Origin of the sequence: Mesosutterella porci (genome assembly GCF_022134585.1) — a bacterium.
GTDB classification, from domain to species: Bacteria; Pseudomonadota; Gammaproteobacteria; order Burkholderiales; family Burkholderiaceae_F; genus Mesosutterella; species Mesosutterella porci.
The window spans coordinates 123,649-149,740 of the sequence record NZ_JAKNCT010000004.1; the positions used below are offsets into that span (position 1 = coordinate 123,649).

Genomic DNA, 26,092 nt, shown 5'->3' on the forward strand with positions numbered 1-26,092 from the left:
TTTTGGGGTTGGAAGAAGGGTGTCCGTCAACCGGCTCTGGTGCGTTTTTACAGCACGGCCGCGCAAGGAAAATCAAGCAGGCCCCGAATCTGATTCGGGAGCGGCCGGTATTTAAGCCTCAGAAGAAAGATGCGCGGGGAGACGCATGCCGCGTCTGTCTGTCTCTGACGGACCAGGTTAGACGCGGTTGGCTGGAGAGATGAAGACTGCAGGGAAAAATCTCCCGTTGCGGTGAATGGAAAATTGATTTCGATTAAGCCAGCTCCGGGGGCGGCGGGGAACAGTACAGGGACAAAGCTGACGGAGCGGTGTTTTTTTAAGCACTGCGCTGAGCTGAGCGCCGCAGGGGGCTCGGCTGTGGCAAAGCAGCTTTTTAAAGCTCCTCTTAGATCGGTTGAAACGACAGCGGAAACGGAAATGTTGCTTTTTAACAACACTTCAATGTAAAAAAACTAAAAGACCTGAGTTTTTCAATTTATAAATTTATACAGTGAAAACAAATGAATACATGCACTCTAAAACAGAAGGCCGGCGAATTATTGGTAAAAACCCTATATCCTAAGTCGGCAAGTCTTGGCAGGATAGACACAGGGGACATTCGGGTTATGTCCGATTGTTCTTAACCAAAGAAGCCTCAGCCGAGGCTGGATTAGGAGTTTTAAATCAAATGAAAAAGTCTCTTGTTGCAGTTGCTCTGCTCGGCGCTTTTGCCGCCTCTGCTTTCGCTGCTCCGTCCGTGACTCTGTACGGCCGCATCGATACGGGCCTCGCTTATACGCACCAGAATCTGGATCAGAAGGGCGTTGATTCCACCGACACGCTCGAGATGACGACTGGCTGGTCCACCGGCTCCCGCTGGGGCCTGAAGGGCACGGAAGACATTGGCAACGCCAAGGTCGGCTTTGTCCTCGAGTCCGGCTTCAACTCTGACGACGGCACGAGCGGCCAGGATGGCCGTCTCTTCGGCCGTGAGGCTCAGGTGAACGTCTCCGGCGCCTACGGTACTCTGTACGCCGGCCGTCTCGCCACCATCGTGAGCGATGCCGGCTCTCTCGGCCTTCTGGGCAACGTTTCCGCCTTCCCGAACGGCTACGGCATTGTCGGCACGATGAAGGGCTCGACTGGTTCCGGCTACGACCGCTATGACAACACCATCGCCTACAAGACCCCGACGATGGCCGGCTTTACGGTTTCTGCGATGTACTCCTTCAAGGGCAATGACCTCGCGAAGAATAAGGACAAGAAAGATGTGAGTGGTGCTGAGAATAAGGCGAGCGCCACCCGCTACGCTGCTGCCGGCCTGCAGTACAAGGGCGGCAAGTTCACCGGCGTCCTGGCTGGTGACTACACGATGTGGGGCAATGATCAGTACGGTAGGGATCTTGATGATGGCTACACCATCGTCCTCGGCGGTAACTACGATTTCGGCGTTGCCCAGGTCTTTGCCAAGGCCACTTACTTCGACAACGCTGCCAACGCTCTTGACTCCTTCAAGCTTTTTGATGCTACTAACAAAGACACGGGGGTCGTTGGCAACGGGACCAAGGCTGTCAAGGGCTGGGGCCTTGAAGTCAGCACCAAGGTGCCGGCTTTCGGCGGCAACTTCCTCGCCACCGTCGGCTATCGTGACGCCAAGGATGTGGACCACACTGACATCAAGTATCATCGCTGGAACGCCGCTGTCGGCTACGCCTATCCGTTCTCCAAGCGCACCAACGTCTACGCTGCCGCTGGCTACGCTCAGGAAAAGGCTAAGGGTGGTCAGGATGCCCGCACCCCGAACGCCGCTCAGGTCGGCCTCGGCCTCGTCCACAAGTTCTAATTTCTCTTAGCTGAGAAAAAGGCGGAACATGCTTTCCGCCTTGAACTTGAAGCGAAAGAACCGCATTTCGGTATTCCGAATTGCGGTTCTTCTTTTCTGTGGAAAAGGCAAAGGGCGATGGGCTAAATCATCGGTGTTACGTTTCCGCAACAGAAGGATTCTGCCGGGGAATTTGGATCTGTATAGATAAAATTCATTAGGATTTAATGCCTTAGGCGTTTTCTTGATAGAGCTTTGCAGATCATGCAAAACTCTTTTGTTTTATTGCTTACCGACAAACGCCCGAAGCAGTGCCACTATTGGACTAGTTTCAACGGATGAGATCTGCCCTCATCATCCAAAATTCAATTTCATTGGTAGGAGAGAAAATATGATGAAAAAGTCTTTGGTTGCGGTTGCGATCCTCGGAGCCTTTGCAGCTTCTGCTTTCGCAGCCCCGTCCGTGACCCTCTACGGCCGCATTGATACAGGCCTCGTCTACACCCACCAGGATCTGGATAAGAAGGGGGTTGATTCGACTGACACGTTCGAAATGAAGTCCGGTTTCACCACCGGCTCCCGCTGGGGCCTGAAGGGCACGGAAGACATTGGCAACGCCAAGGTCGGGTTCGTCCTGGAGTCCGGGTTCACCTCCGATGACGGCGTGAGCACTCAGGGCAGCCGACTCTTCGGCCGTGAGGCTCAGGTGAATGTCTCCGGCGCGTACGGTACTCTTTATGCCGGCCGATTGATGTCCATTGCCGGCATCGGCGGTTCGGTCTCCATGCTGGGCGGCGTTTCCGCCTTCGGTATGACCTACGGCGACACCGCCAAGGGCAATGGCTCCACAGGCTCGGCTTATACCCGCTATGACAATACGCTCGCGTACATGACTCCGAAGTTCGGCGGCTTCAGGGCCGGAGCAATGTATTCCTTCAAGGGAGACAGCCAGAAGGAAAAGGACGCCAATGAAAATACGGCTGGAGCGACCCGCTACGCGGCCCTGGGCCTTCAGTACAAAGCACCGAAGTACGAGGTGGTGCTTGTCGGCGACTATACGATGTGGGGCAATCAGTACGACTCTAAGACCGGCAAAAAAGGATATCACGTCGATGACGGCTATAGCATCATTCTTGGCGGCAACTATGATTTTGGACCTGCAAAGGTCTTTGCCAAAGCGACTTACTTCGATAACGAAGACGTCGGCTCCGTTGTGGATTCGTTCAAGCTTTTGAAGAATGTGACGCATAAGGTCGAGAACAAGGACAAGAATACGACCGCGGTTAAAGGTTGGGGTCTTGAGCTCGGCACGAAAGTTCCAGCCTTTGGCGGTAATTTCCTCGCCGCAGTCGGCTATCGCGATGCAAAGGATATCGACGATTCTGATGTGAAGTTCCATCGCTGGAACGTCGCGGCGGGCTACACCTACGCTTTCTCCAAGCGGACCAGCGTTTACGGCCTTGTCGGTTACGCTCAGGAAAAGGCGAAGGGCGCTTCTTACGCAAAAGCTAACAGCAACCCCAACCCGAATGAGGTTCAGGCAGGTTTCGGTCTGGTCCACAAGTTCTGATTTCCTTTAGCTGAGGAAGGGCGGAGGCTGTGCCTCTGCCTTGGACCTTCAAAGCCGCTTCCCGGTTACAAGAGACTCCGGGATGCGGCTTTGCTTTATCTGCCATCCCCTTTTGTGGCATACTTCCTTCAATCGATCTGACTTCAAATAATGAGTTCGGAATGATTGCATCTGCCTGCGCCTATGAAATGGCATTGAAACCCGCGCTGCCTCCGCCCGCCTGGGACGGAGAGAAAATGTTCGTCGAGTTCGCCGAGAAAGGCTGGACGGTGCCGACGCCGGGACCCGAGGGGAGGGTGGAGGCCTATGTGGCGATCGATCTCCAGTGCCCGAAGAGTATGGCTCTTTTCCGCGCTGCGAAGCCCTTGGCCGACAGGCTCTGCGTCCACTGGCTGCCGATTGCGGCCGTCAATTTCAACTCCGACCCGCAGGCGACGATGATCCTGATGAGCGGGGATCCCTGGAAAAAGCTGGACGAACATGTCGAGCATTTCGGGGACGAAGCCTTCCGAGGCCTTCCCGTGGACCAGAAGGAGGTCTGGAAGCTGCCGCAGGAGGTACGTATGAAGGTCTGGGCGAATTCCAAGCTCGCTCGCTGGAACGGGACGCGGGGCCTGCCTATGGGGGTCGTGAAGACCCGGGCAGGGGAGTACCGCGCGCTTACAGCCGGCATGAGCACCGGAGACATCGCAGCGGCGGCCGGCCTCTAGCGCTCTTTTCAGCCAAAGCCACAGGCAGACCCGCTTTTATCTGGAGGCGGCGGTTTGGCTGATGCCCTGCGTCCGCACACCTTGCAGAGCGATATAAGTACTTTACCCTAAGAACTTTCTCCATATCTACAAATCCTCCCGGCTCCGCCGTATTGAATAGCTCACTAAGTTAATGAAAATACGGTCTTAATCATCGTTTCAATTTTCAATAAATCAAGTTTCGATTTCCGCTTATGTTCGGGGGTAAGTAATAATTCAGAACATAACCGTTCCGGGTTCACAATATCGTTCGTTGGTATACCGGTATTTAGACTTGATGTACTACCCCTGAGGACTGAGGGCTTTCCTTCTGATGGAGGTCTGCTGATTCCGGTAAGGACAGCGGCAAGACCTGGGAGGCCGGCTCAGGCGGAGTCTGAACTACGGTCTGCAGTTTTCAATTTCAAAGGAGTTTTCGAATGGAAAAGGAAGTTATTGCAACTCCCAAGGCCCCTGCGGCGATTGGACCTTATTCCCAGGGCATCGCGGCTGGCGGTCTCATTTTCGTTTCCGGGCAGCTTCCCGTGAACCCCGCCACCGGTGAAATCCCCGAGGGGATTGAGGCCCAGGCCCGCCAGTCGCTTGAAAACGTGAAGGCCATTCTCGAGCAGGCCGGGTCCTGCTGTTGCAAAGTCGTGAAGACCACCTGCTTCCTTGCCGACATCGCTGACTTCGCCGTCTTCAACAAGGTCTACGCGGAGTATTTCCCGAAGGATGCTCCCGCCCGCTCCTGCTTCCAGGTGGGTGCTATCCCGAAGGGCGCGAAGCTCGAAGTCGAAGCGATCGCCGTGCGCTGAGAAACCGGCGGTAGCAATCGTTTAAAACACACTCAAAAAACATCCAAAGGGGATTCTTATGCTAAGCCTCGTCATTGCCGGCATAACCCTCGTGATCGTGGTCTACCTGCTTGTGAAGGGCTACTACCCGCAGGCCGCGCTGTTCATCGGCGGCCTGATTCTGCTCACTTGCACGTGGATCTTCGGCCTCGGGGACCTGCTGCCGGCCAAGCAGACCACGCACTTCGGCGGTTTCGATATTTTCAAGGTCTTCAGCACGCGCTTTGCCACCCGCATCGGCGGCCTGGGCCTCATGCTGATGGCGATCGGCGGCTTCTCCCGCTACATGGAGTACGTCGGTGCCTCGAGCGCGCTCTTCAAGGTTTTTGAAAAGCCGCTCAAGAAGATCAAGAACCCGTACCTGCTGCTGGGCGCTGCGTTCCTGGTCGAGCAAATCATGGTGATCTTCGTGCCGTCCCATGCGGGTCTCGGGCTGTTGCTCATGTGCACGCTCTACCCGATTCTCGTCCGCTCCGGCGTGAGCCCGCTTTCCGCCCTGGGCGTGATCGGCTGCTGCCAGTTCATGGACGTGGGCCCGGGCTCGGGCAACGCCAACATGGCCGCGCAGGTGGCTCAGATGGACGTCTCCGAGTACTTCGTGTACTACCAGCTGCCGCTCTTCATCGGCCTTGTCGTCATCCTCACCTTCGTGCAGATGTTCGTCCAGGCCTGGTGGGACAAGCGCGAGGGCTGGCACTTCGATCCTGAGCACGTGAAGACCTTCGCGGGCGAGAAGTCGGTGAAGGAGCCTGTCGATGCGCCCCGCATCTACGCCATCCTGCCGATCATCCCGCTGTTCCTGATCATCTTCTTCTCGAAGGTGGCCGGCTCCACGATCCGCATGGACGTGGTGACCGCCATGGTGATCTCCACGATCATCGCGATCATCTTCGAGCTGATCCGCTGGCGCGACCTGCGCAAGATCCTCGGCACCTTCAAGCTCTTCTTTGAAGGCATGGGCAAGATCCTCGTCGGCGTCGTCTCCCTGATCATCTGCGGCGAGTACTTCGCCCAGGGTCTGATCAAGTCCGGTGCGATGGGTACCCTGATCTCCGCGGCCAATGACGCGGGCTTCGGGCTTGCCGCCATGGTGGTTATCGGCGGCCTGCTGTTGTGGATCATGGCCTTCATCATGGGCTCGGGCAACGCGGCCTTCTTCTCGTTCGCCCCGCTCGTCCCGCCGATCGCTCATGCCGTCGGCGCCCCGATCGTTTCCCTCATCTTCCCGCTTCAGGTGCTCGTCTCCTTCGGCCGCGTCTCTTCGCCGATCACGGCAGCCCTGATCGCCATTTCGGGCATCGCCGGCGTTTCCTCCTTCCAGGTCGCCAAGCGCACCTGCATCCCGATGTTTGTGGCTACGATCGTGACCCTCGTGGCTTATTTCATGTTCTGGTACTAAGTTCAGGCGGCAGGCTCCCGCTCGGGCGGGAGCTGCCCCTGAATCCAACCGCATTCTTTTTTGGAGTAGAAAATGACCCTGAAGCACAATTTCGATGAAGTGGTTGACCGCACCCATACCAACAGCTCCAAGTGGCTCAAGTACCCGAAGGGAGTGCTGCCGCTGTGGATCGCGGACACCGACTTCAAATGCCCGCAGCCCGTGATCGATGAGATGATCAAGGTGGCCAAGCACGGCATCTACGGCTATCCCTACGTGCAGGAAGGCTCCTTTGAAAAGGCGACGGTGCGCTGGTGCAAGGTCCGCTACGACTGGGACATTACTGAGAACATGGTCGACTTCGTCCCCTCCACCGGCACGGCGCTCGCCGTGGCCGTGAAGGCGTTCTGCGAGCCGGGCGACAAGGTGCTGATGCAAACCCCGATCTATCCCCCCTTCACGGCCGTGACGGTGAAAAACCGCTGCTACGCCTCCAACAACCCGCTCAAGTTCGTGAACGGGCGCTGGGAAATCGACTGGGAGGATTTCGAGGCCCGCGCGAAGGATCCGAAGTGCAAGCTTTTCATGCTGTGCAATCCGCACAACCCGACCGGCCGCTGCTTCACCGCCGAGGAGCTCAACCGCATGGCCGACATTTGCGCGGCCAACGGTGTGACGATCTTCGCCGACGAGGTGCACTCCGACTTTGTGTTCGCGCCCCATAAGCACCAGGTCTTCGCGAAGCTCTCTGAGAAGGCGAAGAACATGTGCGTGGTCGCCGTGAACCCGGCCAAGACCTTCAACATTGCGGGCCTGCGCACCTCCTCGGTCGTCACCCCGAACCCCGAAGTGCAGAAGCAGTACCAGGCGGCCCTCGCCTCCTGCAAGCTCGGCCGCGAGTGCTTTGGCATCGCCGGCTACGTGAAGGCCTTCACGGAGTGCGACTACTACGCCGACCAGATCCGTGACTACGTCGAGGCGAACCACCGCTACGTGGTCGACTACATCACGAAGAACATTCCGCAGATCAAGGCCTATATGCCTGACGCCACGTTCCTGCTGTGGCTCGACTGCCGCGGACTGCCCTTCAAGACCCAGGCCGAGCTCGACAAGTTCATGGTCGAGAAGGCGAAGCTCGGTTTGAACCCCGGCAATACCTTCGGCGTCGAGGGCGAGCGTTTTGTCCGCATGAACGTGGCCAGCCCGCGCTCCTATCTGGTCGAAGCCATGAAGCGCCTGAGCGAAGCGGTGAAATCGCTTTAATATTTCCCCGCCCGCTTTTTTTGAGGGAAGACCGCTGCGCTGAGTCGCAGCGCAGCGGCTTTCCGACGGCCCGCCGACATTTCCGAAAAGAGGTTTCGGAAATGCCGGCGGGTCTTTTGCAGGCCGCGCGCTGCGCCGCCCGGTTCGGCCGCGCGCAGAATCTTCTGAGATAATCCGATTCACGAAGGCATTAAGGGATCCAGCGAAATGATCACCTGCACCAGATATCATGATATTTCCTGCGGCCACAGGGTTTGCGGCCATGAAGGGAAATGTGCGCATCTTCACGGGCACAACTACCGGATCACCTTCACCTGCGCGGGGGACCGCGACGACATTGGAAGGGTCATCGACTTCAGCGTGATCAAGGCGCGGCTGTGCGAGTGGCTTGAGGAAAACTACGACCACCGGTTCCTGATCTGGGAGAAGGATCCGATCGCCGAAGATCTGCGAAGGCTCGACCCGGCGGTCGTGTTCGTCCCGTTCAACCCGACCGCGGAGAACATCGCCGAGCATCTGGTCCGGGTCGTCGCCCCGAAGCAGCTCGAGGGAACGGGCGTGACCCTCGTCAGGTGCGAAGTGGAGGAGACAAGAAAATGTTCGGCGGCTTTTTCGCTTTGAGATGACGAGCTACTACATCAACGAGATTTTCCCCTCCGTGCAGGGCGAGGGCGCGAAAACCGGTTGCCCGGCGGTGTTTGTGAGGTTCCAGGGCTGCTCCGTGAGGTGTCCATGGTGCGACACGAAGTACACGTGGAAGGGCGGCGCGAAGTGCGCCTCGCTCGTGCCTGCATCGGAAATCTTCGTAAAGGACCGGAAAGCCGGCTGCGCGCTCATTGAAAAGGAAGCGCTCGTGCGGGACATCACCGGCCGGTACCCAAACATTCCGCTGGTCATCCTGACGGGCGGCGAGCCCTGCGAGCAGGACATCGGCCCCTTATGCGAGTCGCTCAGGGCCCGGGGGCTGGACATCGCGGTTGAAACCTCCGGGCACGTCGACTTCGATTTCCCGGACTACGTCTACGTGGTCGTTTCCCCCAAGCTCGGCGTCCCGAACGGGGAGCTCGTTCCGCGTATGGCCCGCCGGGCTGACGAGATCAAGTATGTCATCGGGAACGAGGCGGACCTCGAAAGGATGAAGCCGCTGCGGGTCGCGTACCCGGACAAGCTTTTCTGCCTTCAGCCGAAGTCTCAGGACAAGGAGGCCACCCGGCTGTGCTTTGAGTACGTCATCAACCGCAGCGGCAAACTTAGGCTGAGCCTGCAGACCGAAAAGATGATTGACATCCGGTAGCGGCGCTTCCCGCGCGAGGCCCGGAAGGGCGGGCTTTTTGCGGGACAAAAAAAGACCGCTCCCGGATTGAACCGGAAACGGCAGCGGCCATCGGAAGTCCGCCTTGCCCGGAGGCGGTTGTCTGAACTGAGGCTGCCATGTCTTCGTTTCCGCACCAAAAGAATTTTCTCTGGATTTTTAATTTTGCAACGAATGGCCGCGCAGGGAAGGGGATCGGCCCAAAGCGTTTATTACAATTGCGGATTAGAAATCAACCCCTGTCGAGCAAAAATTATTTTGAAGATCAGGTAAGACGGAGCTTTTGCGGGCATCTTGAGTTTCTAGGGCTGTTTTCTTAAACTAGGCGCAATTAGCTATTGCGGTCGGATGAGTTGCAGCGTCCCCGGATTCTTCAAGGGCGCGGGCCGCGCCCGGCTTGGAAAAAAAGAGGTGTTCTATGGAAATCACCAACACCTGCCCTTGGGGGCGGGACATTCCTCATTCAACGAGCGCCCGGGCCGAAGCGGAAAACTGGGGCTTCTGGGAGCTCATTATCAACCGGGCGTCCCTCGTCATGCTCGCCGAGCAGAAGATCCTGCCGCCCGAGACGGTGAGCCGGATCGCCCGGGCGCAGAAGAAGGCCGAGGAGAAGTTCACGCGACCGGGCGAGCCGCCGCTCTCTGACATAATGCCGCTAGAGAAGGCTCTCATCGAGCAGTGTGGCCAGGAGGCGACGCTCATCCACACCGGCCGCAGCCGCCAGGATATCTTCGCCACCCTCAACCAGGGGCGGCTGCGCCGCTCGGTGCTCGATCTCGCGCAGTCGATGAACGAGTTCCGGCGCACACTGCTGTCGATCGCGCTCCAGCACGTCGAGACCCTGATCCCCGCCTACACGAACGGCGTGCAGGCGATGCCCGTGACGCTGGGCTTCTACCTCTGGGCGTTCCTCGAGGCCTTCGAGCGCGAGTTCGATGCGCTGCGCGAGGGCTACGCGCGGGTGAACCGCTGCGCGCTGGGCTCCGCGGTCCTCGCGAACTCCGCCTGGCCGCTGTCGCGCGGGAGGCTCGCCGAGCTACTGGGCTTCGACGGCCCGATCACGAACTCGCTTGACAGCTCTCAGGTGAGTCTCTTTGACGTGCCGCTCGAGGAGGCCGGGGTGGCTGGCCGCGCGGCGGTGCTCATCTCGACGCTGCTCGCCGATATCGCGCAGCAGTACGCTCAGACCCGCCCCTGGCTGTTGCTCGACCAGCACTCTACCTACAGCAGCTCCGCGATGCCACAGAAGAGGAACCCGGGCATCATCAATAAGGCCCGCGCGAAGGCGGGAGACGTGATCGGCGCGGTGAACACGTGCTTCATCCGGGCCCACAACCTGCCGCTCGGTATGTACGACAACAAGGAGTCGGTGAGCGAGGACAACACCGCGGTTTTTGTGAAGGCGGTGCACCTGCTCGCGCTCGCGAAGAAAACCTTCGAGCTGTTGCGGGTGCACAAGGACCGGGCGCTAGAGGAGCTGGAAAACGACTGGACCTGCACGATGGCGCTAGCCGAAGGGCTGCAGATGGAGTTCGCCCTGCCCTTCAGGGTTGGGCACAACTTCGCGAGTGCCGTGGTGACCGTGGCGCGCAGCGAGGGCTGGATCCCGAAGAACTTCCCCTACGAGAAGGCGCAGCAGTGTTTCCGCGAGGTGACGGCAAAACTGCTCGGCAAAGAGGAGGAGCTGCCGATGTCCGAAGAAGAGTTCCGCAGGTACCTCTCGCCCGGCTACGTGGTCCGTACGAGGGTAGGCACAGGCTCCCCCGCCCCCGCCTCGACGAAGGCGGGGCTCGAGGCCGCGGGCAGGCGGCTCTCTGAGGACGAGCGCTGGGTCGCCTCGCGCTGCGAGGCGATCGACGAGGCGAAGGCGAAGCTCGATGCGGCCTTCGAGGCGTTGCTTTAAAGGCGGAATCGGATTTTTTCAAGCTGAAGCGAAGCCTTTCCCCTGCCTCCAGAGGAAGGCCCGCCGGGGCACTTAAAGGAGATAAGGCATGATATGGATTGGCCTTGCGATCGTACTGATCACCTTCTACTTCATCTATAAAAACTACGAGGCGCGGCTCGTTCTCGCGCTCTCGGGCCTGCTCATGGCCGTGATCGGGCAGTTCATCGTCGGCTCCGACACCACGGTGTCGGCTGCGGTGAACGCCTTCGTGAAGCAGCTCGTCAACGGCGGTCTCGTGCCCACCATCGTCACGGTGATGGGCTTCGGCGCGGTCATGACCTACACGAAGTGCTCCGATCACCTGGTGAACGCCCTCGTGCGGCCGCTCACCCACGTGCCGGCGATCGTGGTGCCGGGCGCGGTGATCATCACCTGGCTCATGAACATCGTGCTGCCCTCGGCCGCGGGCGTCGCGGCCGCCGTCGGCGTGCTGCTCATCCCGGCGCTCATCGCGCTCCGGGTCCGTCCGGTGATGGCCGCCGCGGCCGTCTTCCTCGGAACCTGGGGCTCGGTGATCAGCCCGGGGCTCATGTTCAATCCTCAGATCGCCACGATCGCCTATAAGGCGGGCGAGATCCCGGAGGCCGACGCGATGGTGGTGATCATGCAGGAGGCGCTGCCCTCGGCGATCGGCGTGGTTGTCGCCGCTGTGGTGCTCGCCGCGGTCTGCTTCTTCCTCAAGGAAGGCGTCGGGAGTACGAAGGACGTTGACGAGAAGGCCTCGGGCGTGAACGGGGACTTCAAGGTAAACCCGATCATGGCGCTCATCCCGATCGTCCCGCTCTTCCTGCTCGTGATCGCCTCCAAGCAGGTGGGGCTGTTGCCCACCAAGACCTTCTCGGTGCCGGTGTGCATGCTGATCGGCACGGCGCTCGGCATGCTCGTGGGGCTCGTGCACAAGCAGCCCGCGGGCGAGTGCTCGAAGCGCTTCTGCAAGGGCGCGGGCGACGGCTTCAACAACGTGGTGATCCTGATCGCCGCAGCCGCTCTTTTTGCGGCCGGCATGAAGTCGATCGGACTTACGGGCGCGCTCGTGAACGCCATGAAGGGCTCGCAGTCGGTCGCTATGTTCTCGGCTGCGGCCGGCCCCTTCATCATGGCTGTTATTTCGGGCTCGGGCAACGCCGCAGCGCTCGCCTTCAATGAGGCGATCACGCCCCACGCGGCCGACTTCGGCATGACGGTGGTCCAGCTGGGCGCTGTGGCCCAGATCGCGGCAGGCCTTGGCCGCTCGATGTCCCCGGTGGCCGGCGGCGTCATCATTCTGGCTGGCATCGCGGGCGCGAACCCGATGGAGGTCGTCAAGCGCACCGCACTGCCGGTTCTGATCGCGGTGGTCGTGGTGACGATCGCAATGTACACGCTTAACTGAAGGAAAAAGGGAGACGCTTCCCGCCTGGTTTCCAGACCGGGCGGGGGCCCCGAAGACAACAAAGGGGGCGGAGGAAACTCCGCCTGTCTTTTTTAGGGAACCAGCACCGTGCGCCCGGGGTCAGAGCGCCTCCCGGGCTTTTTCACGCAGCGCCGCAACGGCCGAAGGCACAAGGTAGAGCGCGATGCCCGACCAGATGAAAAGGAGCGGTATCACCTCGCCCCGGCTGATCGGCTCGCCGAACCAGAAGAGTCCGAGCAGCAGCGTCATCACCGGGTTCAGATACTGAATGATGCCCAGGAGGATGAGCGGCAGCTTCTGCGCCGCGATGGAAAAGGAGACCATCGGGATCAGGGTGAGAAGGCCGGTTCCCATGAGCTCGAGCGACAGCGCGGCGCGCCCGGGAGCGAGAAACACGCCTTCGCCCGAGGCGGCGAGCCATGCGAGCCAGGCCAGCGCAAACGGAGCCATCATCGCGTGCTCCACGGTGATGCTGTACCAGGGGTCCATCCGGACGGTTTTCTTGAGCGCCCCGTACACGGCCCAGGAGGCCGACACCCCGATTGCGATCCAGGGAAAGCGCCCGAGCTCGAAGATCATGATGAGGACCCCGGCCGCGGCGAGCGCCACTGCGGCGACGCGCGTCCTTGAGAGCTGCTCGTGAAAGAACGCCATGCCGAGGCCCACGGTGGCCAGCGGCGTGATGAACATCCCGATGCCGAGCTCCACCACCCGGTCCGTGTTGGCCCCCACGATGTTGATGAGCCAGTTCGCGCTCGCGAAGACCGTGGCGGCGAAAAGCGTGAGCGCGAGCCTGCGGTCGGAGGCGAGTGCCCGCACCGCCCGCGCGCATGCCCCGAGCCGTCCCGTAAGCGCGAGGGCGGCCGCAAGCGAGACCAGGCACCAGACGATGCGGTGGGCGAGGATTTCGGTGGAGGCTGCCCCGCCGAGCAGATGCCAGTAAAGGGGAAAAAGCCCCCAGATGCCGTTGGCGAGTAGCCCGGCCGCGAGTCCCGCGCGGAGGTTGGAGTTGGTGCTGTCCATGTTTGCAGAAGGTTTCGGGGGTAAAGCGGGGGGAGTTTTCCTCTTCCGGTTCAGCTTCGAGTATACGGCCGGTCGCGCCGCGGCAGGCTCCCAGCCGAAGGGGCGCCGCCCGGCTAATATAATCAAATGTTATAGCAGAAGCCTGATAAAGCATTGTACTAGCCGGATTTCAGAGACTAAATTTCCATCCGTCACGAAAAGGATAATGACTGAGGATCATAAAAATGACGGAACAAAACAAAGGTTCGGTCCTGGTGACTTACTTCTCGGCCACTGGCACTACGCGCCGTGCGGCCGAAAAAATCGCCTCGGCCGCCGGCGGTCGCACGCTTGAGATCCGGCCCGCGCGTCCCTACAGCAACGCGGACCTCGGCTGGACGGACCGCGCCTCGCGGGTGAACCGCGAGCATGGGGACGCCCGGGCGCAGGGTCGAGCTTGATCTCTCCTCTTGCCCGAGGCTTGAAGGCGTGGGCACGGTCTTCATCGGCTATATCTCCTCTGGTGGGGCGAAGCCCCCTGGGTGTTCGATGAGTTCATGCGCCGCGTCGACTTCGAGGACCGGACGGTGATTCCGTTTGCGATCTCCCAGGGCTCGCCCTACGGCTTGAGCGGTCGGCACCTGAAGAAGGCCGCCCGCGGCGGCAGATGGCGCCGCGGCGTCTGCTTCATGGGCGTGCCTTCCGACTCGGAGGTGCGGCGCTTCCTCGCCTCCCAGGGCTTCTGAGGCCCGGATCACTTTCTGCAATTTCTGCAAACGACGACAAAAGGGAAAAAATCATGGACAGCTTTGAACTGAACAACGGAGTCCGGATCCCCGCGCTCGGGCTCGGCACCTTCCTCATCGCCCCGAGGGACGCGGAGAAAGCGGTGCGTCACGCTCTCGCGCACGGCTACAGCCTGATCGACACGGCCAATGCCTACTGCAATGAAATCGCCGTGGGCCGCGCGATCCGCGAGTCGGGACTGCCCCGCCGCAGCGTTTTTCTGTCGACCAAGCTCTGGGTGAGCGTCTACGAGGCCCCCCAGGCGGTCGACAAAACCCTCAGGCGGCTCGGCACCGACTACATCGACCTGCTGTTCATCCACCAGCCCGCCGGGAACTGGCAGGCGGGCTATGAGCAGCTCGAGCGAGCCTACGAGGCGGGCAAGATCCGCGCGATCGGCATCTCGGACTTCGAGGCTCCGGAGCTCGCGCAGTTGTTCGCCGGGGCCCGCGTGAAGCCCCAGGTCCTGCAGACCGAGGCCCATCCGTTTTTCGCTCAGACCGAGCTGAGGAAGAAGCTCGATCCCGAGGGGATTCGGCTGATGTCCTGGTACCCCCTCGGACACGGCGACCGCAGCCTGATCGATCACCCGCTCTTTGCGGAGCTCGGCGCGCGCTACGGCAAGACGCCCGCCCAAGTCATCCTGCGCTGGCACGTGCAGATGGGCTTTATCGTGATTCCGGGCTCGAAGAGCACGGTCCACGTCGATGAAAACGCGGACATCTTCGACTTCAGCCTGAGCGGAGAGGACTTGGCGAGGATCGCCAGGCTCGACGGCACCCGCCGCTACTACACGGCCACGCCCGAAGTGCTCGCGAGCTACGCGAACATGCATCCGAACTTCGACGCAGACTAAGGATTCAGGGCTCGCTGCCCGCCGGCTTTTTGCCCGGGCCGGGGCGCAGCGTCCTGCCGAAAAGCGGCAGCCGCGCGTAAAGAGGTCTGAATTTCGGCAGGTCCGTCTCGCGGCAGACCAGGTAGTAGACCGCTCGGGCCTCGGGGTCGTCGATCGGAATGATCCTGCGGTTGCGCGTGATCCGGTCGCCGCGGCTGAAGAAATAATCGGTAAAGAAAGTGGGCAGGTCCGTGGCGGCAGCGATTTCGGTGAAGTCTTCGCGGTTTTGCTGCAGCAGCAGGTGCGGCCTCGGGATCCGGGACCGGACGAGCTCGGACCAGAAGCCCACCTCAGAGAACTGCAGGAAGGGGACGTCCTCGAGGTCGCTGAAGCGCACGCTCACGCGCCCCGCGAGCGGATGATCGGGCGGCACCGCGATGAAAAGCGTTTCCTCTCCGCAGGGCTCGGACCACAGGCCCGGCTCCTGCGGCCGGACGTGCGTCACCGCGAGCTGCAGCGTCCCCTCGAGCAGCCCGGGCAGCAGCCTCGGGTCCGGGACGATCGAGGCCGCCACGGTCTTGCCTTGGAAAAGGCGCTGAAGGGCGAGCGTGACCTCCTGCAGCGGCACCGGCGCGCAGCAGCCCACCGAGATGGTGCGGCGCATGAGGTCGGCCGCGCGCACCTCGCGCACGAGTTGCTCGTCGGCCGCCACCGCCTGGGCGGCGAGGCGGGCCGCAAGCCGCCCGTTGTCATTGAGCTCCAGGCGGTTCCTGCCCCTTACGAAGAGCGTCACACCGAGCCGGTCCTCCAGCTTTTTCATGGAGCGGGTGAGCGCGGGCTGGGTGATGTGCAGCTCCTCGGCCGCGGCCGAGAGCGTTCCCAGCCTTGAGAAGGCTTCAAGCTGCTGCAGCAGACCGATTTCAACAAGGCGGGGCATAGTAGACGATCCTGCTATAAGTCAAGATGATTGTGCAATGCGTTTTTGTCATTGTACATTATCATTTTTCTTCAATATATTCATATATAAAGATTGTTTTTGTAAAGGGCTGCGAGTGGATATGCTTAAACGTTTGGTTATGGCCGCCGCACTTTCCGGGACCGCCGCCCAGGCCGCCCCGCTCGCCATTGCGGAGCAGGGCGTGTTTTCCTCCGGCGGCACGGTGGCCGGGCCGCTGCCGGGTGCCTACGACACAAAGCGCAACTGGCTTGACTTTACCCGCGCCGGCAACACGGCGCACGTTGACCACGCGAGTGTCTTCTACCAGATCCCGGCGCGCGCCGGCAGGGCCCCGGTCGTGTTCCTGCACGGCTACGGGCAGTCGCGCATCGGATGGATGACGACGCCGGACGGCCGCCCGGGGTTCGCGCAGCTCTTCCTCGAAATGGGACACCCGGTGTTTCTCGTCGACCAGCCGAGGCTGCGGTTTCCCTGACCGGCGACGCGCTCGACGCCACGCAGAAGGGCCGCGGCAAGGACTACCTTCCCGGCGATCAGGCCTGGTACACGCACTTTCGCATCGGGCGCGTGGCCCTGGAACGCTACGCGGGCTCGCAGTTCCCGCAGGGCGCCGCCGCCCAGAACCAGTTCTTCAGGCAGATGACGCCCAACACCGGTTCCTTTGACGCCCGCGCGAAGACCGGCAGGAAGCCGGTCTACATCGCGCACGCGCAGGGTTGCTCGGTGGTTTTCCAGACGGATCTGAGCGAGGCCTCCGCCCTCGTGCTGATCGAGCCCGGGCGCGCGCCTCAGCCCGGCTCCCCGGAGTTCGAGGCCGCAGCCCGGGCCCGCATTCCCGTGATTTTCTACTACGGCGACTACATCGGAAACGGTCCGAAGGACATCGACTCCACCGCCTTCTGGCAGAAGTCGCTTGAGAGCGCGCGGGTCTTTGCAAAGGCGCTTTCCGAGCGCGGTGTCGAGTGCCGCGTCGTGTCGCTGCCGGAAAAGGGCATCCGCGGCAACAGCCACTTCCATTTCGAGGAGGAGAACAACGCGCAGATCGCCTCCCTGATGGAAGCCGACCTTGAGCAGGCGGGCCTGCGCTTAGAGCCGCTCACATTTTGACAGACAGGGAGAAGCATCATGAAGAAATGCATTGCAGGGCTAGCGGCCGCCATTGTCCTCGCATTGCACCCCGCTGCGGGGCTTGAAAAGCAGACGGCGGGCCACGACCGCCTGGAAGACCTCGCGCCGCAGTTCGCCCATCTGAACGACGATGTGCTTTTCGGGCAGGTCTGGGCGAGGGAGCGGGTGCTGTCGCTGCGCGACCGCAGCCTCATCACGATCGCGGCACTCTTTTCGGCTGGGTTGTATCCGCAGCTGCGCTCGCACCCGATCCTCGGGCGAAGGCACGGCGGCAAGCGCTAGGAGGCCGTGGCGCTGGTCACGCACCTCACCTTCTACTGCGGCTGGTCCAAGGCCTGGAGCGCGTTTCCGATCATCTGCGAGGTGTACGCGGACGACGGGAAGCACACCGCGGCCGCGCCCGAAGGACTTTCCACCTTCCCCGTGGGGCAGCCCAACACCGCCAATGCCCGCTACTTCACCGGCAGCAGTTTCGTCGCGAAGCTCGCCGGCTCCCCGATGGGCGTCTACAACGTCACCTTCGCCCCGGGCGTCGTGAACAACTGGCACGTGCACGAGGCTGCCCGCGGCGGCGGTCAGATCCTGATCGCGGTCTCCGGCCACGGCTGGTTTCAGGAGTGGGGCAGACCCTTGCACGAGCCTCTGCCGGGCGGCACGGTTTCGATCCCCGCGGGAGTAAAGTACCGGTACGGGGCCGCCTGCGGCAGCTGACCAGTACATCGCGATCGAGGTGCCGGGCGAGGGTGCGAAGACCAAATGGATGGAGCCCGTGGCCTCTTCAGAGCTTGAAAGGCTGGATCGGAAGCCCGCGCCTTAAGCCTCCCTGACCGCTCCGAGTGCCTGACGGAAGAAGCGGACGATCTCGCGGCTCACCTCCTCCTGGTACCAGGAGGGATCGGAAGAGTGGTCGACGCCTTCGAGCAGCAGGTACCGGGCGGGCGAGCCCAGGGCCCGAAGCCGCTCATAGAGTGCGGCGCTTTGCAGCGGCGAGACCAGCCGGTCGGCTGTGCCGTGCATCAGGAGCACGGGAGGCAGCGTGCAGCCTCTGCGGCGCCGCCGCAGAAGCGCTTCGGGGCTAGCCCCCGCGGCAGCCTCCTCTTTGGGGTCGAGCGCTCGGCCCGCGCCGGAAAAGGAGATGCCGTGCAGCAGGAGCGATTCGGCCGAGGCCGGCCCCGAGTGCGCTGCGCGGCCTTCAGGTGAAAGACCTTCGGAGAGGCTTGAGAGCTGCGTCACGGGATGCAGCGCGCAGCAGGCCTGCACCGCAGACGAAAAGTCCTTCCATTCGTCCGAGTCCCAGCCTTTGCGGGAGCCGCTGAAAGCCACCATGAGCGCGAGCCAGCCGCCCGCGGAATTCCCCATGACGCCGATGCGCGTCGGATCGACCGAAAAATCGGAGGCGTGCGCCCTCAGGAACCGCACGGCCGCACGGCCGTCCTGCACTTGGGCGGGAAAGGCCTGCGGGAGGGTCCGGTACTCGGCGGTTGCCGCCACGAAGCCCGCCCGGGCGAGGGCGAGGCGGCACTCGATGAAGCGATCCTTTGCGGCCTGCAGCCACCCGCCGCCCGGGAAAAAGAGCACCGCGGGGTGCGCTCCGGGCGAGTTCGGCACGAAAAGCGTCATCCGCAGCTGCGTGGCCTGCCGGGATCCGATCGCCTGCGAATAGACCGCTTCGGAAATGACCCGGATCATGGGCCCGCGGACTTTGATGCGGAGCTCTTCCGCGCCTTCGGTCCAGCCCGCGGGGTGGCTGCCGGCCCCTGCCTTTTTCTTTCCTTCCATTGCCCGCCCTCCTTTTTTCAGCGGTGCGCGCGAAAATGCGTTCTTCCCCTGCTCTAAGCCGGGGGCGGCGTGCCGCGCCCTCCACCATAATAAAATGAGTCCGGTCCGGGCGGCGCCTGCCGCTCCGGGGCTTTTCCCGCCTTCTTTCTTTGGAGACTGCTCGCATGCACGGCCTCGACAAGGTGCTTTTCTGCGGTGACACGCACGCCGACTTTTCCTTCCTGCAGGGGGCGCTCGGGATCCTCCGGCCCTCGGTCTGCATCGTGGCGGGAGACTTCGGCTACTGGCGCCGGAGCGATTTCGAGGAAGGCGCCGGGGAGGGCTTTTTCCACGAGGGGCTGCGGCATCCCGGCACCCGGATTTTCTTCTGCGACGGCAACCATGAAAACCACGCGCTGCTGCGTCGCCTCGTGGAAACCCGCGGCTGGGAAAAGCCGATCCGCGTCGCGCCCGGTCTCTACTACGCGCCGCGCGGCAGCACCGCGGTGATCCGGGGCCGGCGCGTGCTTTTCGCGGGCGGGGCCTTCTCCATCGACCGCGCGTACCGCGAGGAGGGCAGGACCTGGTTTGCCGAAGAGGAGATGGGACAGGAGGAGCTCGAGCGGATTCTCAAGCGCAGCGACCTCGATTCGGTCGATGCCGTGGTCTCCCACACCTGCCCCGCGGGCTGCCTTGACAAGGTGTGCGGGATCTGCGGCCTGAAGCCCGAGTGGATCTCCGGTCGCGCGACGGAGGACGCGCTCGAGCCCATCTTTCAGAGGCTGCCGCGGGTGAGGGACTGGTATTTTGGGCACTGGCACTGCGCGGGCAGTTTCGTGCGGCGCGGGGTCCGTTTTCATCTCCTCAATCAGACCCCCGGGGAGGGGTGCCTCGCGGGCTGGGGTTACCGTCGCGAGACCCTCGAGCGGGCGCAGGCCGGGGCGGCCGGCACCCTGCAGGCTTCGGGCGGCCCCGGCTAGGGGCCGGAAGAACCCCGAAGCCCGCGGCAGGGCCTTCAGGCTTCAAGAGCCGTGGGCCCGGAGCCGCCTCCTTTCTTCCAGTTGAGCAGTAGCGCCGAGCAGACGGTCACGAAGACCGAGCCCGCGTTGAAGACCAGGGCTTCGTTGACGGAGGTGGGGATTTTCGTAGCAGCGAGGGCGACTGCGACAAAGTAGAACGGCATCGCGAAGGCGAGGTTCAGCCAGATCGTCGTCATCGTCCGCCTCGAGAGGTCCCGCAGGTGCGGCAGGCCCTCATCAAGAAGGCCCCGAACTGGTTCGTGGTGCCGCTGGTGACCTCGCTGCCCGCGGTTTTGCCCACGGGAATCGGTTCCCCGGTTATGACCGACTCGTCAACCGAGGCTGAGCTCGAAACGATGGCGCCGTCGACCGGAACGGTTTCGCCGGGCAGGCCCCGGAGCCGGTCGCCCAAGCGCACTTCAGAGGCGGGGATCACTTTTTCGGCTCCGCCCGAGAGGACGCAGGCCGTCTTCAGCGTGAGCCTCACGAGCCGCTCGATACCCGCGCGGCCGTTTTATCCTCGAGCAGGGAGCCCAGTTGCATGACAAGCGCGACCTCGCCTGCGGCGAAAACCTCGTCCGGGGCGATTGAGGCGGCAAGGGCGATCGTGACGAGGACGTCGGCGCGGATGTCAAAGCATGAAGCGGCCCGGGAAAAACAGGCTCGCCGCCAGGGTCGCGACGGCAAGAAGAAGCACGGGCATGCTGCGGCTGAGGCCTTCCCGGCGCTCGAGCCCGAGGGAGAAGGACATGGCTGTTCCTTATACACATAGGGGTATCGGTATAATGCACCCCCGCTCCCTGTCAAGCCATCCGGCCGCCGCGCCCTCACCGGCCCATGTTGGAAAAGCGCTCGACCGCCTTCGTGAAGCTCTCGATCGTCTTTTCGGCGTCTCCGTGCTCGATGCCGTCGCGGACGCAGTGCCTGATGTGGCCTTCGAGCGCGATCTGCCCGCAGCGGTGCAGGGCGGTCTTGGCCGCGCTGATCTGCGAGAGCACGTCCTCGCAGGGAATGTCCTCGTCGACCATGCGGTCGATAGCCTGGACCTGGCCGATGATTTTCCTCAGCCGGCGATGCAGATTGGGCGCATCCATGCACTGTCTCATTTGCAGCCCTGAAAGTTAAGCCGTTGAAAATCACAGTATAAAAGAGCGCAGGGGAAAAAAGGGGTGTGGCAGCCAGTGCGCCACACCCTAAAGTTACCCAAAGACGGCGGAGAGGAGACGCTCCGCGGTCTTGTCTGCTTTCACCAGGTCCGACCCCGTGGACCTGATACGAGAATCATATTGGAAATAAGAATCATTAGCAATAAAAGAACGGTGCAGATTGACATGGATCAAACCGAAGGTCCTTCCCCTGGAAAGCTGAAGGCAACGGAGCGGATGGTAAAAGGGGTTATAAGCACTTGCCTTGTCATGACTTTTTAGGTATAAAAAAGCGCGCTTCCGAAAGAGCCTCCCACCGGCTCGACCCGGACGGCGCCATGTCGCCCTGTGCAAGCGGCTTACGGAGGGCGCACGGACCATACCAAAAGGATAAATTTATGAAACTCAGGCTCTCGGCCCTCTTCATGGGGCTTTGTGTGCTGGCGGGCTCGGTGTCCGCGGCAGAACTGAATGCGTATTCGATCATGCCCGAAAAGTACGCCTCCAAGGTTTTCGCGCAGTTCACGAAGGATACCGGCATCAAGGTGAACTTCCTGCGTTTCTCCTCGGGAGAGGCGCTGGCGAGGCTCACCGCGGAAAAGAAGAATCCCCAGGTTGACGTGATGCTCGGAGGCCCGGCCGACACCTACGCCGCAGGCGTCCGCGAGGGCGTGTTCGAGTCCTACCGCCCGAAGGATTCCGACGCGATTCCGGCTCAGTTCCGCGATCCCAAGAATCACTGGACCGGCATCGGCATTATCCCGCTTTGCTTCCTCACGAACACCAAGTTCCTGAAGAAGAATCACATGAATCCCCCGACCAAGTGGGACGACCTGCTTGACCCCCGCTACAAGAACAACCTTCAGATGGCCGACGCCCGCACCTCCGGCACCGCCACCGAGCGCATCTACTCCCTGGTTAAGGTGAAGGGCGAGAAAGAAGCCTTCAAGTTCCAGAAGAAGCTCAACGCCAACGTGCAGATGTACACGAAGAGCGGCGCGGGCGGCGCGATGCCGATCGCGACCGGCCAGTGCGCCTCGGGCATCTTCTACATCGTCGACGCCCTGGACATCCAGCAGCAGGGCTACCCGGTCGTGATCACCTATCCGTCCGACGGCGTGAGTTTCGGAATCGAGGCGACCGGCGTGGTGAAGGGCGCGAAGCATTCGGCCGAGGCGAAGAAGTTCGTTGACTGGGCGGCCTCCAAGAAATTCGCCGAGTTCATCGTGAAGAACAAGATCAACTACGTCCCGACCCGCCGCGACGTGAAGACGACGAACCCGCTGCTCGATCTCTCGAAGATTAAGACCGTGTCGGTGGACGTCGCCTGGAAGGGCGCGCACCGCAAGGCCTACACCGAGCGCTGGATCAACGAAGTGATCAAGTAAGAAGCGCGACCGCGCCTGCCTTTTCCCCGCAGGCGCGAAGTCCCTTCCGGAAGCTTCCGAAAGGGGCCGCTTTCGCGCGCGGCGGCCGCTGCCGCGGCCCGCATTTCTTACCCGGGGCCGCTTTTCCCCGCAGCCGCCCGCGCTTTTCCGCACAGCCTTTTAGACCTATCTCATCATGGCTTACAGCGCAGCAACGACGCAGCGCGACCTGAGCACGAAACTGACGGTTCTCATGCTCTGGCTGCTGCTGGGCGTTTTCGTCATCTATCCTTTCCTGCGGCTTCTGGGCGTTGCCTTCTTCGTGGACGGCAGCTTCACGCTCGACAACCTGAAGCCCTTCCTCGGCAGCTGGTACGATCAGCGCGCCGCGGTGAACAGCATCCTGCTCGGCTGCTCGGTGGGGCTCACCGGCACGATCCTCGGCTTCATCTTCGCCTACGCGGTGACCCGCCTCGGGCTGCCTACCTGGCTCAAGCTCGCGGTGAGCGCAGTCACGCTGCTGCCGCTCATCTCCCCGCCTTTCACGAGCAGCATCGCACTCACCCTCTCGCTCGGTCCGAACGGCATCCTGCTCGATTTCTTCGGCATCGACGACTTCAATTTCTACGGCTTCTGGGGCACCTACATTTCCGAGTCGCTCACGTACTTCCCGGTCGCCTTCATGACGCTCTCGACGATTCTCTCGCGCATCGACCCCAACCTCGAGGACGCAGCCTATTCGCTCGGCGCCTCGAGCCTGAGGGTGTTCCGCACGGTGACGCTGCCGCTTGCGGCCCCGGGCATCGCCAACGCCTTTCTGCTCGTTTTCTCCTGCTCGCTCGCCGACTTCGCGACGCCGCAGGTCCTGGGCGGCCACTCCTTCCCGGTGCTGCCGACGCAGGCTTATCTGCAGATCACCGGCATGTATGACTTCAAGGGCGGTTCGGCCCTGTCGTTCATGCTCCTCATCCCCGCCCTGGTCGTCTACTTTCTGCAGAACTACTGGGTGGGCAGGAAGAGCTACGTCACGGTGACCGGCAAGGCGGGCGGCAGAAGCAGCGTGAAGGGTCCGGGGCTGCTGCTCTCCTCGCTCATCGTCGGCGTGGTGGCGCTGCTCTCGGCCTTCATCCTCTACATCTACGCCATCATCCTGCTTGGTTCAGTCGTGAAGGTCTGGGGCGTGAACAACGAGTTCACTCTCGAGAACTACGAGTACGTCTTCACCTTCGGCATGAAGGCGATCAAGGACACGCTGCTCATCGCCGTGATCGGCACGCCTCTGGGCGGGCTGCTCGCCGTGGTCGTGGGCTATGTCACCACGAGGCTGCGGGTGCGCGGCAGCAAGCTGCTCGAGACCGTCTCGCTCCTTAACTACACGCTGCCCGGCACCGTGGTGGGCATCGCCTACGTGCTCGCCTTCAACAGCGAGCCGATCGTGCTCACCGGCACCGTCTACATCCTGATCGCGGCCTATGTGTTCCGCTACTCCTCGGCCGGCATCCGGAACGTGATCGCCACGCTCACCCAGATCGACCCCTCGATCGAAGAGGCGAGCCGCAGCCTCGGAGCCTCCTCGGTGCGTACTTTCTTCTCGATCACGGTCCCGATGGTGCTGCCCGCGGTGCTCGCCGGCATGCGCTACCTCTTCATCCACTCGATGACCGCCATCAGCGCGACGATCTTCCTCGTGTCGGTGCAGTGGTCGCTCATCACGACCCGGATTCTCGAGTGCATGACCGAGCTGCAGTTCGCCCAGGCCTGCGCCTTCTCCATCGTCCTCATCATCCTCATTTTCATCGCCTCGGGCGTGATGGCGCTTCTCGCGCGCCTGTTCTGCCGCAGCGGCGACGCTATCGGAGTTCACTGAAATGTCGGTTGCTCTTACCCTTAAAAACCTCTGCCGCAGCTATGTGAAGGACAATGAAAAGTTCTGGGCGGTCGACCATGTGAACCTCGAGGTGACCCCGGGCGAGTTCCTCACCTTCCTCGGGCCCTCGGGCTGCGGGAAGACCACGACGCTGCGCATGGTCGCGGGCTTTGCCTCGCCCACTGACGGCAGCATCCTGCTCGACGGCCGCGACGTCACGAACCTCCCCGCGAACGAGCGCAATATGGGTTTCGTCTTCCAGAACTACGCGCTCTTTCCTCACATGAGGATTTTCGACAACGTTGCCTACGGCCTGAAAGTGAGGGGCGAGTCCTCCTCTGAAATCGCGAAGAAAGTGCGCGAGGGGCTCGCGATGGTGGGCCTCGAAAAGGCCGAGCACCGCTATCCCAACCAGCTCTCGGGCGGCGAGCAGCAGCGCGTTGCGCTTGCCCGCGTGCTCGTGCTGCGTCCACAGCTGCTGCTCATGGACGAGCCGCTTTCGAACCTCGACGCGAAGCTGAGGCTGCACATGCGCTCGGAAATCCGCCGCATCCAGCAGGAGCTCGGCGTCACCTGCCTCTACGTCACGCACGACCAGAAGGAGGCGCTCACGATGTCGGACCGCATCATGGTGATGAACCACGGCCACATCGAGCAGCTCGGCACTCCGATGGAGCTTTACGAGGACCCGGCCACGGCCTTTGTCGCGGACTTCATCGGACAGGCGAACCTGATCGAGGGGCGGCTCGATTCCGACGAGAACGGCTACGCGCTCTTCGAGGTGGGCGGCCGGAAGCTGCGCGCCCGCATGGGCCGGCAGAATCCCCCGAAGAAGGCCGAAGAGGCGCTGCTTGTCGTGCGTCCCGAAAATCTTCGGATCGCGCAGCCCGGCGAATCGGGTTTCCCGCTTGAGATCGTAAACCGCTACTTCGAGGGCGACCGGGTCGACTACGACGTGGTGCTGCCCGGCTCCGGGCAGAAAAAGCCCTACTCGATGTCGGTGCCGTTCCTGCCCGGCACGAAGCTCGTGGAGCAGGGCGCGATCATCGAGGCGGCCTTCACTCCCGAGGCTGGCGTCGTGATCCGCCGCTGAGCTCGGGAAAACAGCTTCTTAAGAAGAACAGCAACGCCCCGGAAGGCTTCGCTTTCCGGGGCGTTTGACTGGGCAGCAGGCTGGAGAGCAGCCCCGGGCAGTCAGGAAGGCGCAGGAAGCAGAGACTGTTGTCTTTATTTCATTGAGCTCTGGCTCAATAAAGGCAAAGCCCTTTGTGCAGCAGTGATTTTTTGCCCCGGGTGCCTGCGGGGGGCGGCCTGAATGCACAAGAGCTCTGTTTTTTTCTTCAGCCATTCAGATGAGGTGCTCCCTTAGGCGGTCTGAAACCTTTGAACTCCGGTTGTCTTCCCCGGATGCGGGAGGTCGTGATCACCAGGGCTTCGTCCAGACGAGCGGTCTCCTCTGAGCTTTTTCCCCTGAATCTTTATGAACGGCAGGGGGAAGGACTGCGGCAGAGACTTTTTCTGTCGGCCGGAGATCTTTCTCCGGACAGCCTCGATTCCCTGACACAGGAAGAGATCCGGCAGATCATCGGGCAGGGTTCCTGGCCCGCGGCGGCGCAGGATGATCCGGATCAGAAGGGCCGTTTTTTGAGAATCTGCCCGGAGCGTTCGTTGAAAAGGGCATCCCGGCAGCCGGGGTTCGGCACATCCTGGTCTTTGAGAAGTTCGTCGCAGTTCTGGACGCCCGCAATGGACAGGAATTCGCTCTCGGCCCGCTTCAAAAGGAAGCCGGCGTCGCGGCAGAAACGGCCTGGGGATGGCTCAATGGGGTCGTGGCGGCGGGGGGCGTCTATCTGCTTTCGCCCTTTTGCGAGAATATTGGGCAAACACTCATCAAAAAGTCCCGGCTCTACTTCACGGACACAGAATTTGCCGCGTGGCTGCGCCAGCCGCCTGGCTCTCAGCGCTGAGGCAGGCATACAA

General features: G+C 61.9%; 26 protein-coding genes and 1 pseudogene. 21 read left to right on the plus strand and 6 right to left on the minus strand.

Annotation, left to right across the window (positions count from 1 at the left end; all coding sequences use genetic code 11):
* Positions 1–667: 667 nt before the first annotated feature.
* The 10 genes from MAF45_RS04320 to dcuC (MAF45_RS04365) all read left to right on the plus strand — a co-directional run bounded on the left by MAF45_RS04320 (position 668) and on the right by dcuC (MAF45_RS04365) (position 12,226).
* Positions 668–1,822, plus strand: coding sequence for a porin (locus MAF45_RS04320; protein WP_237978323.1), 1,155 nt, complete (start codon positions 668–670; stop codon positions 1,820–1,822).
* Positions 1,823–2,192: 370 nt separating this feature from the next.
* Entirely contained in the window at positions 2,193–3,371 is a 1,179-nt protein-coding gene (locus MAF45_RS04325; protein WP_237978324.1) for a porin, read from the plus strand.
* Between the two features lie 161 nt (positions 3,372–3,532).
* Entirely contained in the window at positions 3,533–4,081 is a 549-nt protein-coding gene (locus MAF45_RS04330) for a Tat pathway signal protein (protein ID WP_237978325.1), read from the plus strand.
* Between the two features lie 458 nt (positions 4,082–4,539).
* Positions 4,540–4,917 carry a RidA family protein gene (locus MAF45_RS04335; protein WP_237978326.1) on the plus strand — a complete coding sequence of 126 codons (378 nt, stop codon included), beginning with the start codon at positions 4,540–4,542 and terminating at the stop codon, positions 4,915–4,917.
* Positions 4,918–4,975: 58 nt separating this feature from the next.
* Positions 4,976–6,355, plus strand: a complete 1,380-nt coding sequence (dcuC, locus tag MAF45_RS04340) for a C4-dicarboxylate transporter DcuC (RefSeq protein WP_237978327.1) — start codon at positions 4,976–4,978, stop codon at positions 6,353–6,355.
* A 72-nt stretch (positions 6,356–6,427) separates the two neighbouring features.
* Positions 6,428–7,597: a MalY/PatB family protein gene (locus tag MAF45_RS04345; RefSeq protein WP_237978328.1), complete on the plus strand. Its 1,170-nt coding sequence runs from the start codon at positions 6,428–6,430 to the stop codon at positions 7,595–7,597.
* A gap of 207 nt (positions 7,598–7,804) precedes the next feature.
* Positions 7,805–8,218 (plus strand): 6-pyruvoyl trahydropterin synthase family protein, encoded by a 414-nt coding sequence (locus MAF45_RS04350; RefSeq protein WP_237978329.1) that lies wholly within the window; start codon positions 7,805–7,807, stop codon positions 8,216–8,218.
* 1 nt (position 8,219) lies between these two features.
* On the plus strand, positions 8,220–8,891 hold the full coding sequence (locus MAF45_RS04355; protein WP_237978330.1) for a 7-carboxy-7-deazaguanine synthase QueE: 672 nt from the start codon (positions 8,220–8,222) through the stop codon (positions 8,889–8,891).
* 436 nt (positions 8,892–9,327) lie between these two features.
* Positions 9,328–10,812, plus strand: a complete 1,485-nt coding sequence (locus tag MAF45_RS04360; RefSeq protein WP_237978331.1) for a lyase family protein — start codon at positions 9,328–9,330, stop codon at positions 10,810–10,812.
* An 88-nt stretch (positions 10,813–10,900) separates the two neighbouring features.
* On the plus strand, positions 10,901–12,226 hold the full coding sequence (dcuC, locus tag MAF45_RS04365) for a C4-dicarboxylate transporter DcuC (RefSeq protein WP_237978332.1): 1,326 nt from the start codon (positions 10,901–10,903) through the stop codon (positions 12,224–12,226).
* 120 nt (positions 12,227–12,346) lie between these two features.
* On the opposite strand, the gene rarD is transcribed toward dcuC (MAF45_RS04365), so the two are convergent.
* Positions 12,347–13,270 (minus strand): EamA family transporter RarD, encoded by a 924-nt coding sequence (gene rarD, locus MAF45_RS04370; RefSeq protein WP_237978333.1) that lies wholly within the window; start codon positions 13,268–13,270, stop codon positions 12,347–12,349.
* A 224-nt stretch (positions 13,271–13,494) separates the two neighbouring features.
* On the opposite strand from rarD, the pseudogene MAF45_RS04375 reads away from it, so the two are divergent.
* A pseudogene (locus MAF45_RS04375) lies at positions 13,495–13,995 on the plus strand (flavodoxin).
* A gap of 53 nt (positions 13,996–14,048) precedes the next feature.
* Entirely contained in the window at positions 14,049–14,891 is an 843-nt protein-coding gene (locus MAF45_RS04380) for an aldo/keto reductase (protein ID WP_237978334.1), read from the plus strand.
* A 4-nt stretch (positions 14,892–14,895) separates the two neighbouring features.
* Here the strand turns inward: MAF45_RS04380 and MAF45_RS04385 are convergent, their stop codons facing one another.
* Positions 14,896–15,807, minus strand: coding sequence for a LysR family transcriptional regulator (locus MAF45_RS04385; RefSeq protein WP_237978335.1), 912 nt, complete (start codon positions 15,805–15,807; stop codon positions 14,896–14,898).
* A 121-nt stretch (positions 15,808–15,928) separates the two neighbouring features.
* On the opposite strand from MAF45_RS04385, the gene MAF45_RS04390 reads away from it, so the two are divergent.
* Genes MAF45_RS04390 through MAF45_RS04405 form a run of 4 tightly spaced genes read left to right on the plus strand, consistent with a single transcriptional unit; the run spans position 15,929 to position 17,667 of the window.
* On the plus strand, positions 15,929–16,303 hold the full coding sequence (locus MAF45_RS04390) for an alpha/beta hydrolase family protein (RefSeq protein ID WP_237978336.1): 375 nt from the start codon (positions 15,929–15,931) through the stop codon (positions 16,301–16,303).
* On the plus strand, positions 16,201–16,935 hold the full coding sequence (locus tag MAF45_RS04395; RefSeq protein WP_237978337.1) for an alpha/beta hydrolase family protein: 735 nt from the start codon (positions 16,201–16,203) through the stop codon (positions 16,933–16,935). Before MAF45_RS04390 ends, MAF45_RS04395 begins: the two co-directional genes overlap by 103 nt.
* 18 nt (positions 16,936–16,953) lie before the next feature.
* Positions 16,954–17,238 (plus strand): carboxymuconolactone decarboxylase family protein, encoded by a 285-nt coding sequence (locus MAF45_RS04400; protein WP_237978338.1) that lies wholly within the window; start codon positions 16,954–16,956, stop codon positions 17,236–17,238.
* A gap of 6 nt (positions 17,239–17,244) precedes the next feature.
* Positions 17,245–17,667: a cupin domain-containing protein gene (locus MAF45_RS04405; protein ID WP_237978339.1), complete on the plus strand. Its 423-nt coding sequence runs from the start codon at positions 17,245–17,247 to the stop codon at positions 17,665–17,667.
* A 102-nt stretch (positions 17,668–17,769) separates the two neighbouring features.
* On the opposite strand, the gene MAF45_RS04410 is transcribed toward MAF45_RS04405, so the two are convergent.
* The gene (locus MAF45_RS04410) at positions 17,770–18,735 is read right to left on the minus strand and encodes an alpha/beta hydrolase (RefSeq protein ID WP_237978340.1); all 966 of its coding nucleotides are present in this window, start codon (positions 18,733–18,735) and stop codon (positions 17,770–17,772) included.
* 164 nt (positions 18,736–18,899) lie between these two features.
* Between MAF45_RS04410 and MAF45_RS04415 the strand changes: the two genes are divergently transcribed.
* Positions 18,900–19,694 (plus strand): metallophosphoesterase, encoded by a 795-nt coding sequence (locus MAF45_RS04415; RefSeq protein ID WP_237978341.1) that lies wholly within the window; start codon positions 18,900–18,902, stop codon positions 19,692–19,694.
* Positions 19,695–19,729: 35 nt separating this feature from the next.
* Here MAF45_RS04415 and MAF45_RS04420 read toward each other — a convergent pair whose 3' ends face one another.
* From MAF45_RS04420 to MAF45_RS04430, 3 genes are all read right to left on the minus strand, one after another.
* Positions 19,730–19,930, minus strand: coding sequence for a hypothetical protein (locus MAF45_RS04420; protein WP_237978342.1), 201 nt, complete (start codon positions 19,928–19,930; stop codon positions 19,730–19,732).
* Positions 19,927–20,220, minus strand: coding sequence for a P-type ATPase actuator domain-containing protein (locus MAF45_RS04425; protein WP_237978343.1), 294 nt, complete (start codon positions 20,218–20,220; stop codon positions 19,927–19,929). Before MAF45_RS04425 ends, MAF45_RS04420 begins: the two co-directional genes overlap by 4 nt.
* Positions 20,221–20,560: 340 nt before the next feature.
* A complete protein-coding gene (locus tag MAF45_RS04430; RefSeq protein ID WP_237978344.1) occupies positions 20,561–20,827 on the minus strand; it encodes a metal-sensing transcriptional repressor in 267 nt (88 codons plus the stop codon).
* A 449-nt stretch (positions 20,828–21,276) separates the two neighbouring features.
* On the opposite strand from MAF45_RS04430, the gene MAF45_RS04435 reads away from it, so the two are divergent.
* The 4 genes from MAF45_RS04435 to MAF45_RS11520 all read left to right on the plus strand — a co-directional run bounded on the left by MAF45_RS04435 (position 21,277) and on the right by MAF45_RS11520 (position 26,079).
* Positions 21,277–22,266, plus strand: a complete 990-nt coding sequence (locus MAF45_RS04435) for an ABC transporter substrate-binding protein (protein WP_237978345.1) — start codon at positions 21,277–21,279, stop codon at positions 22,264–22,266.
* A gap of 175 nt (positions 22,267–22,441) precedes the next feature.
* Positions 22,442–24,112: an ABC transporter permease gene (locus tag MAF45_RS04440; protein WP_237978346.1), complete on the plus strand. Its 1,671-nt coding sequence runs from the start codon at positions 22,442–22,444 to the stop codon at positions 24,110–24,112.
* 1 nt (position 24,113) lies between these two features.
* A complete protein-coding gene (locus tag MAF45_RS04445; RefSeq protein ID WP_237978347.1) occupies positions 24,114–25,205 on the plus strand; it encodes an ABC transporter ATP-binding protein in 1,092 nt (363 codons plus the stop codon).
* A gap of 586 nt (positions 25,206–25,791) precedes the next feature.
* Positions 25,792–26,079: a DUF8612 domain-containing protein gene (locus MAF45_RS11520; protein WP_441295219.1), complete on the plus strand. Its 288-nt coding sequence runs from the start codon at positions 25,792–25,794 to the stop codon at positions 26,077–26,079.
* Positions 26,080–26,092 lie beyond the last annotated feature (13 nt).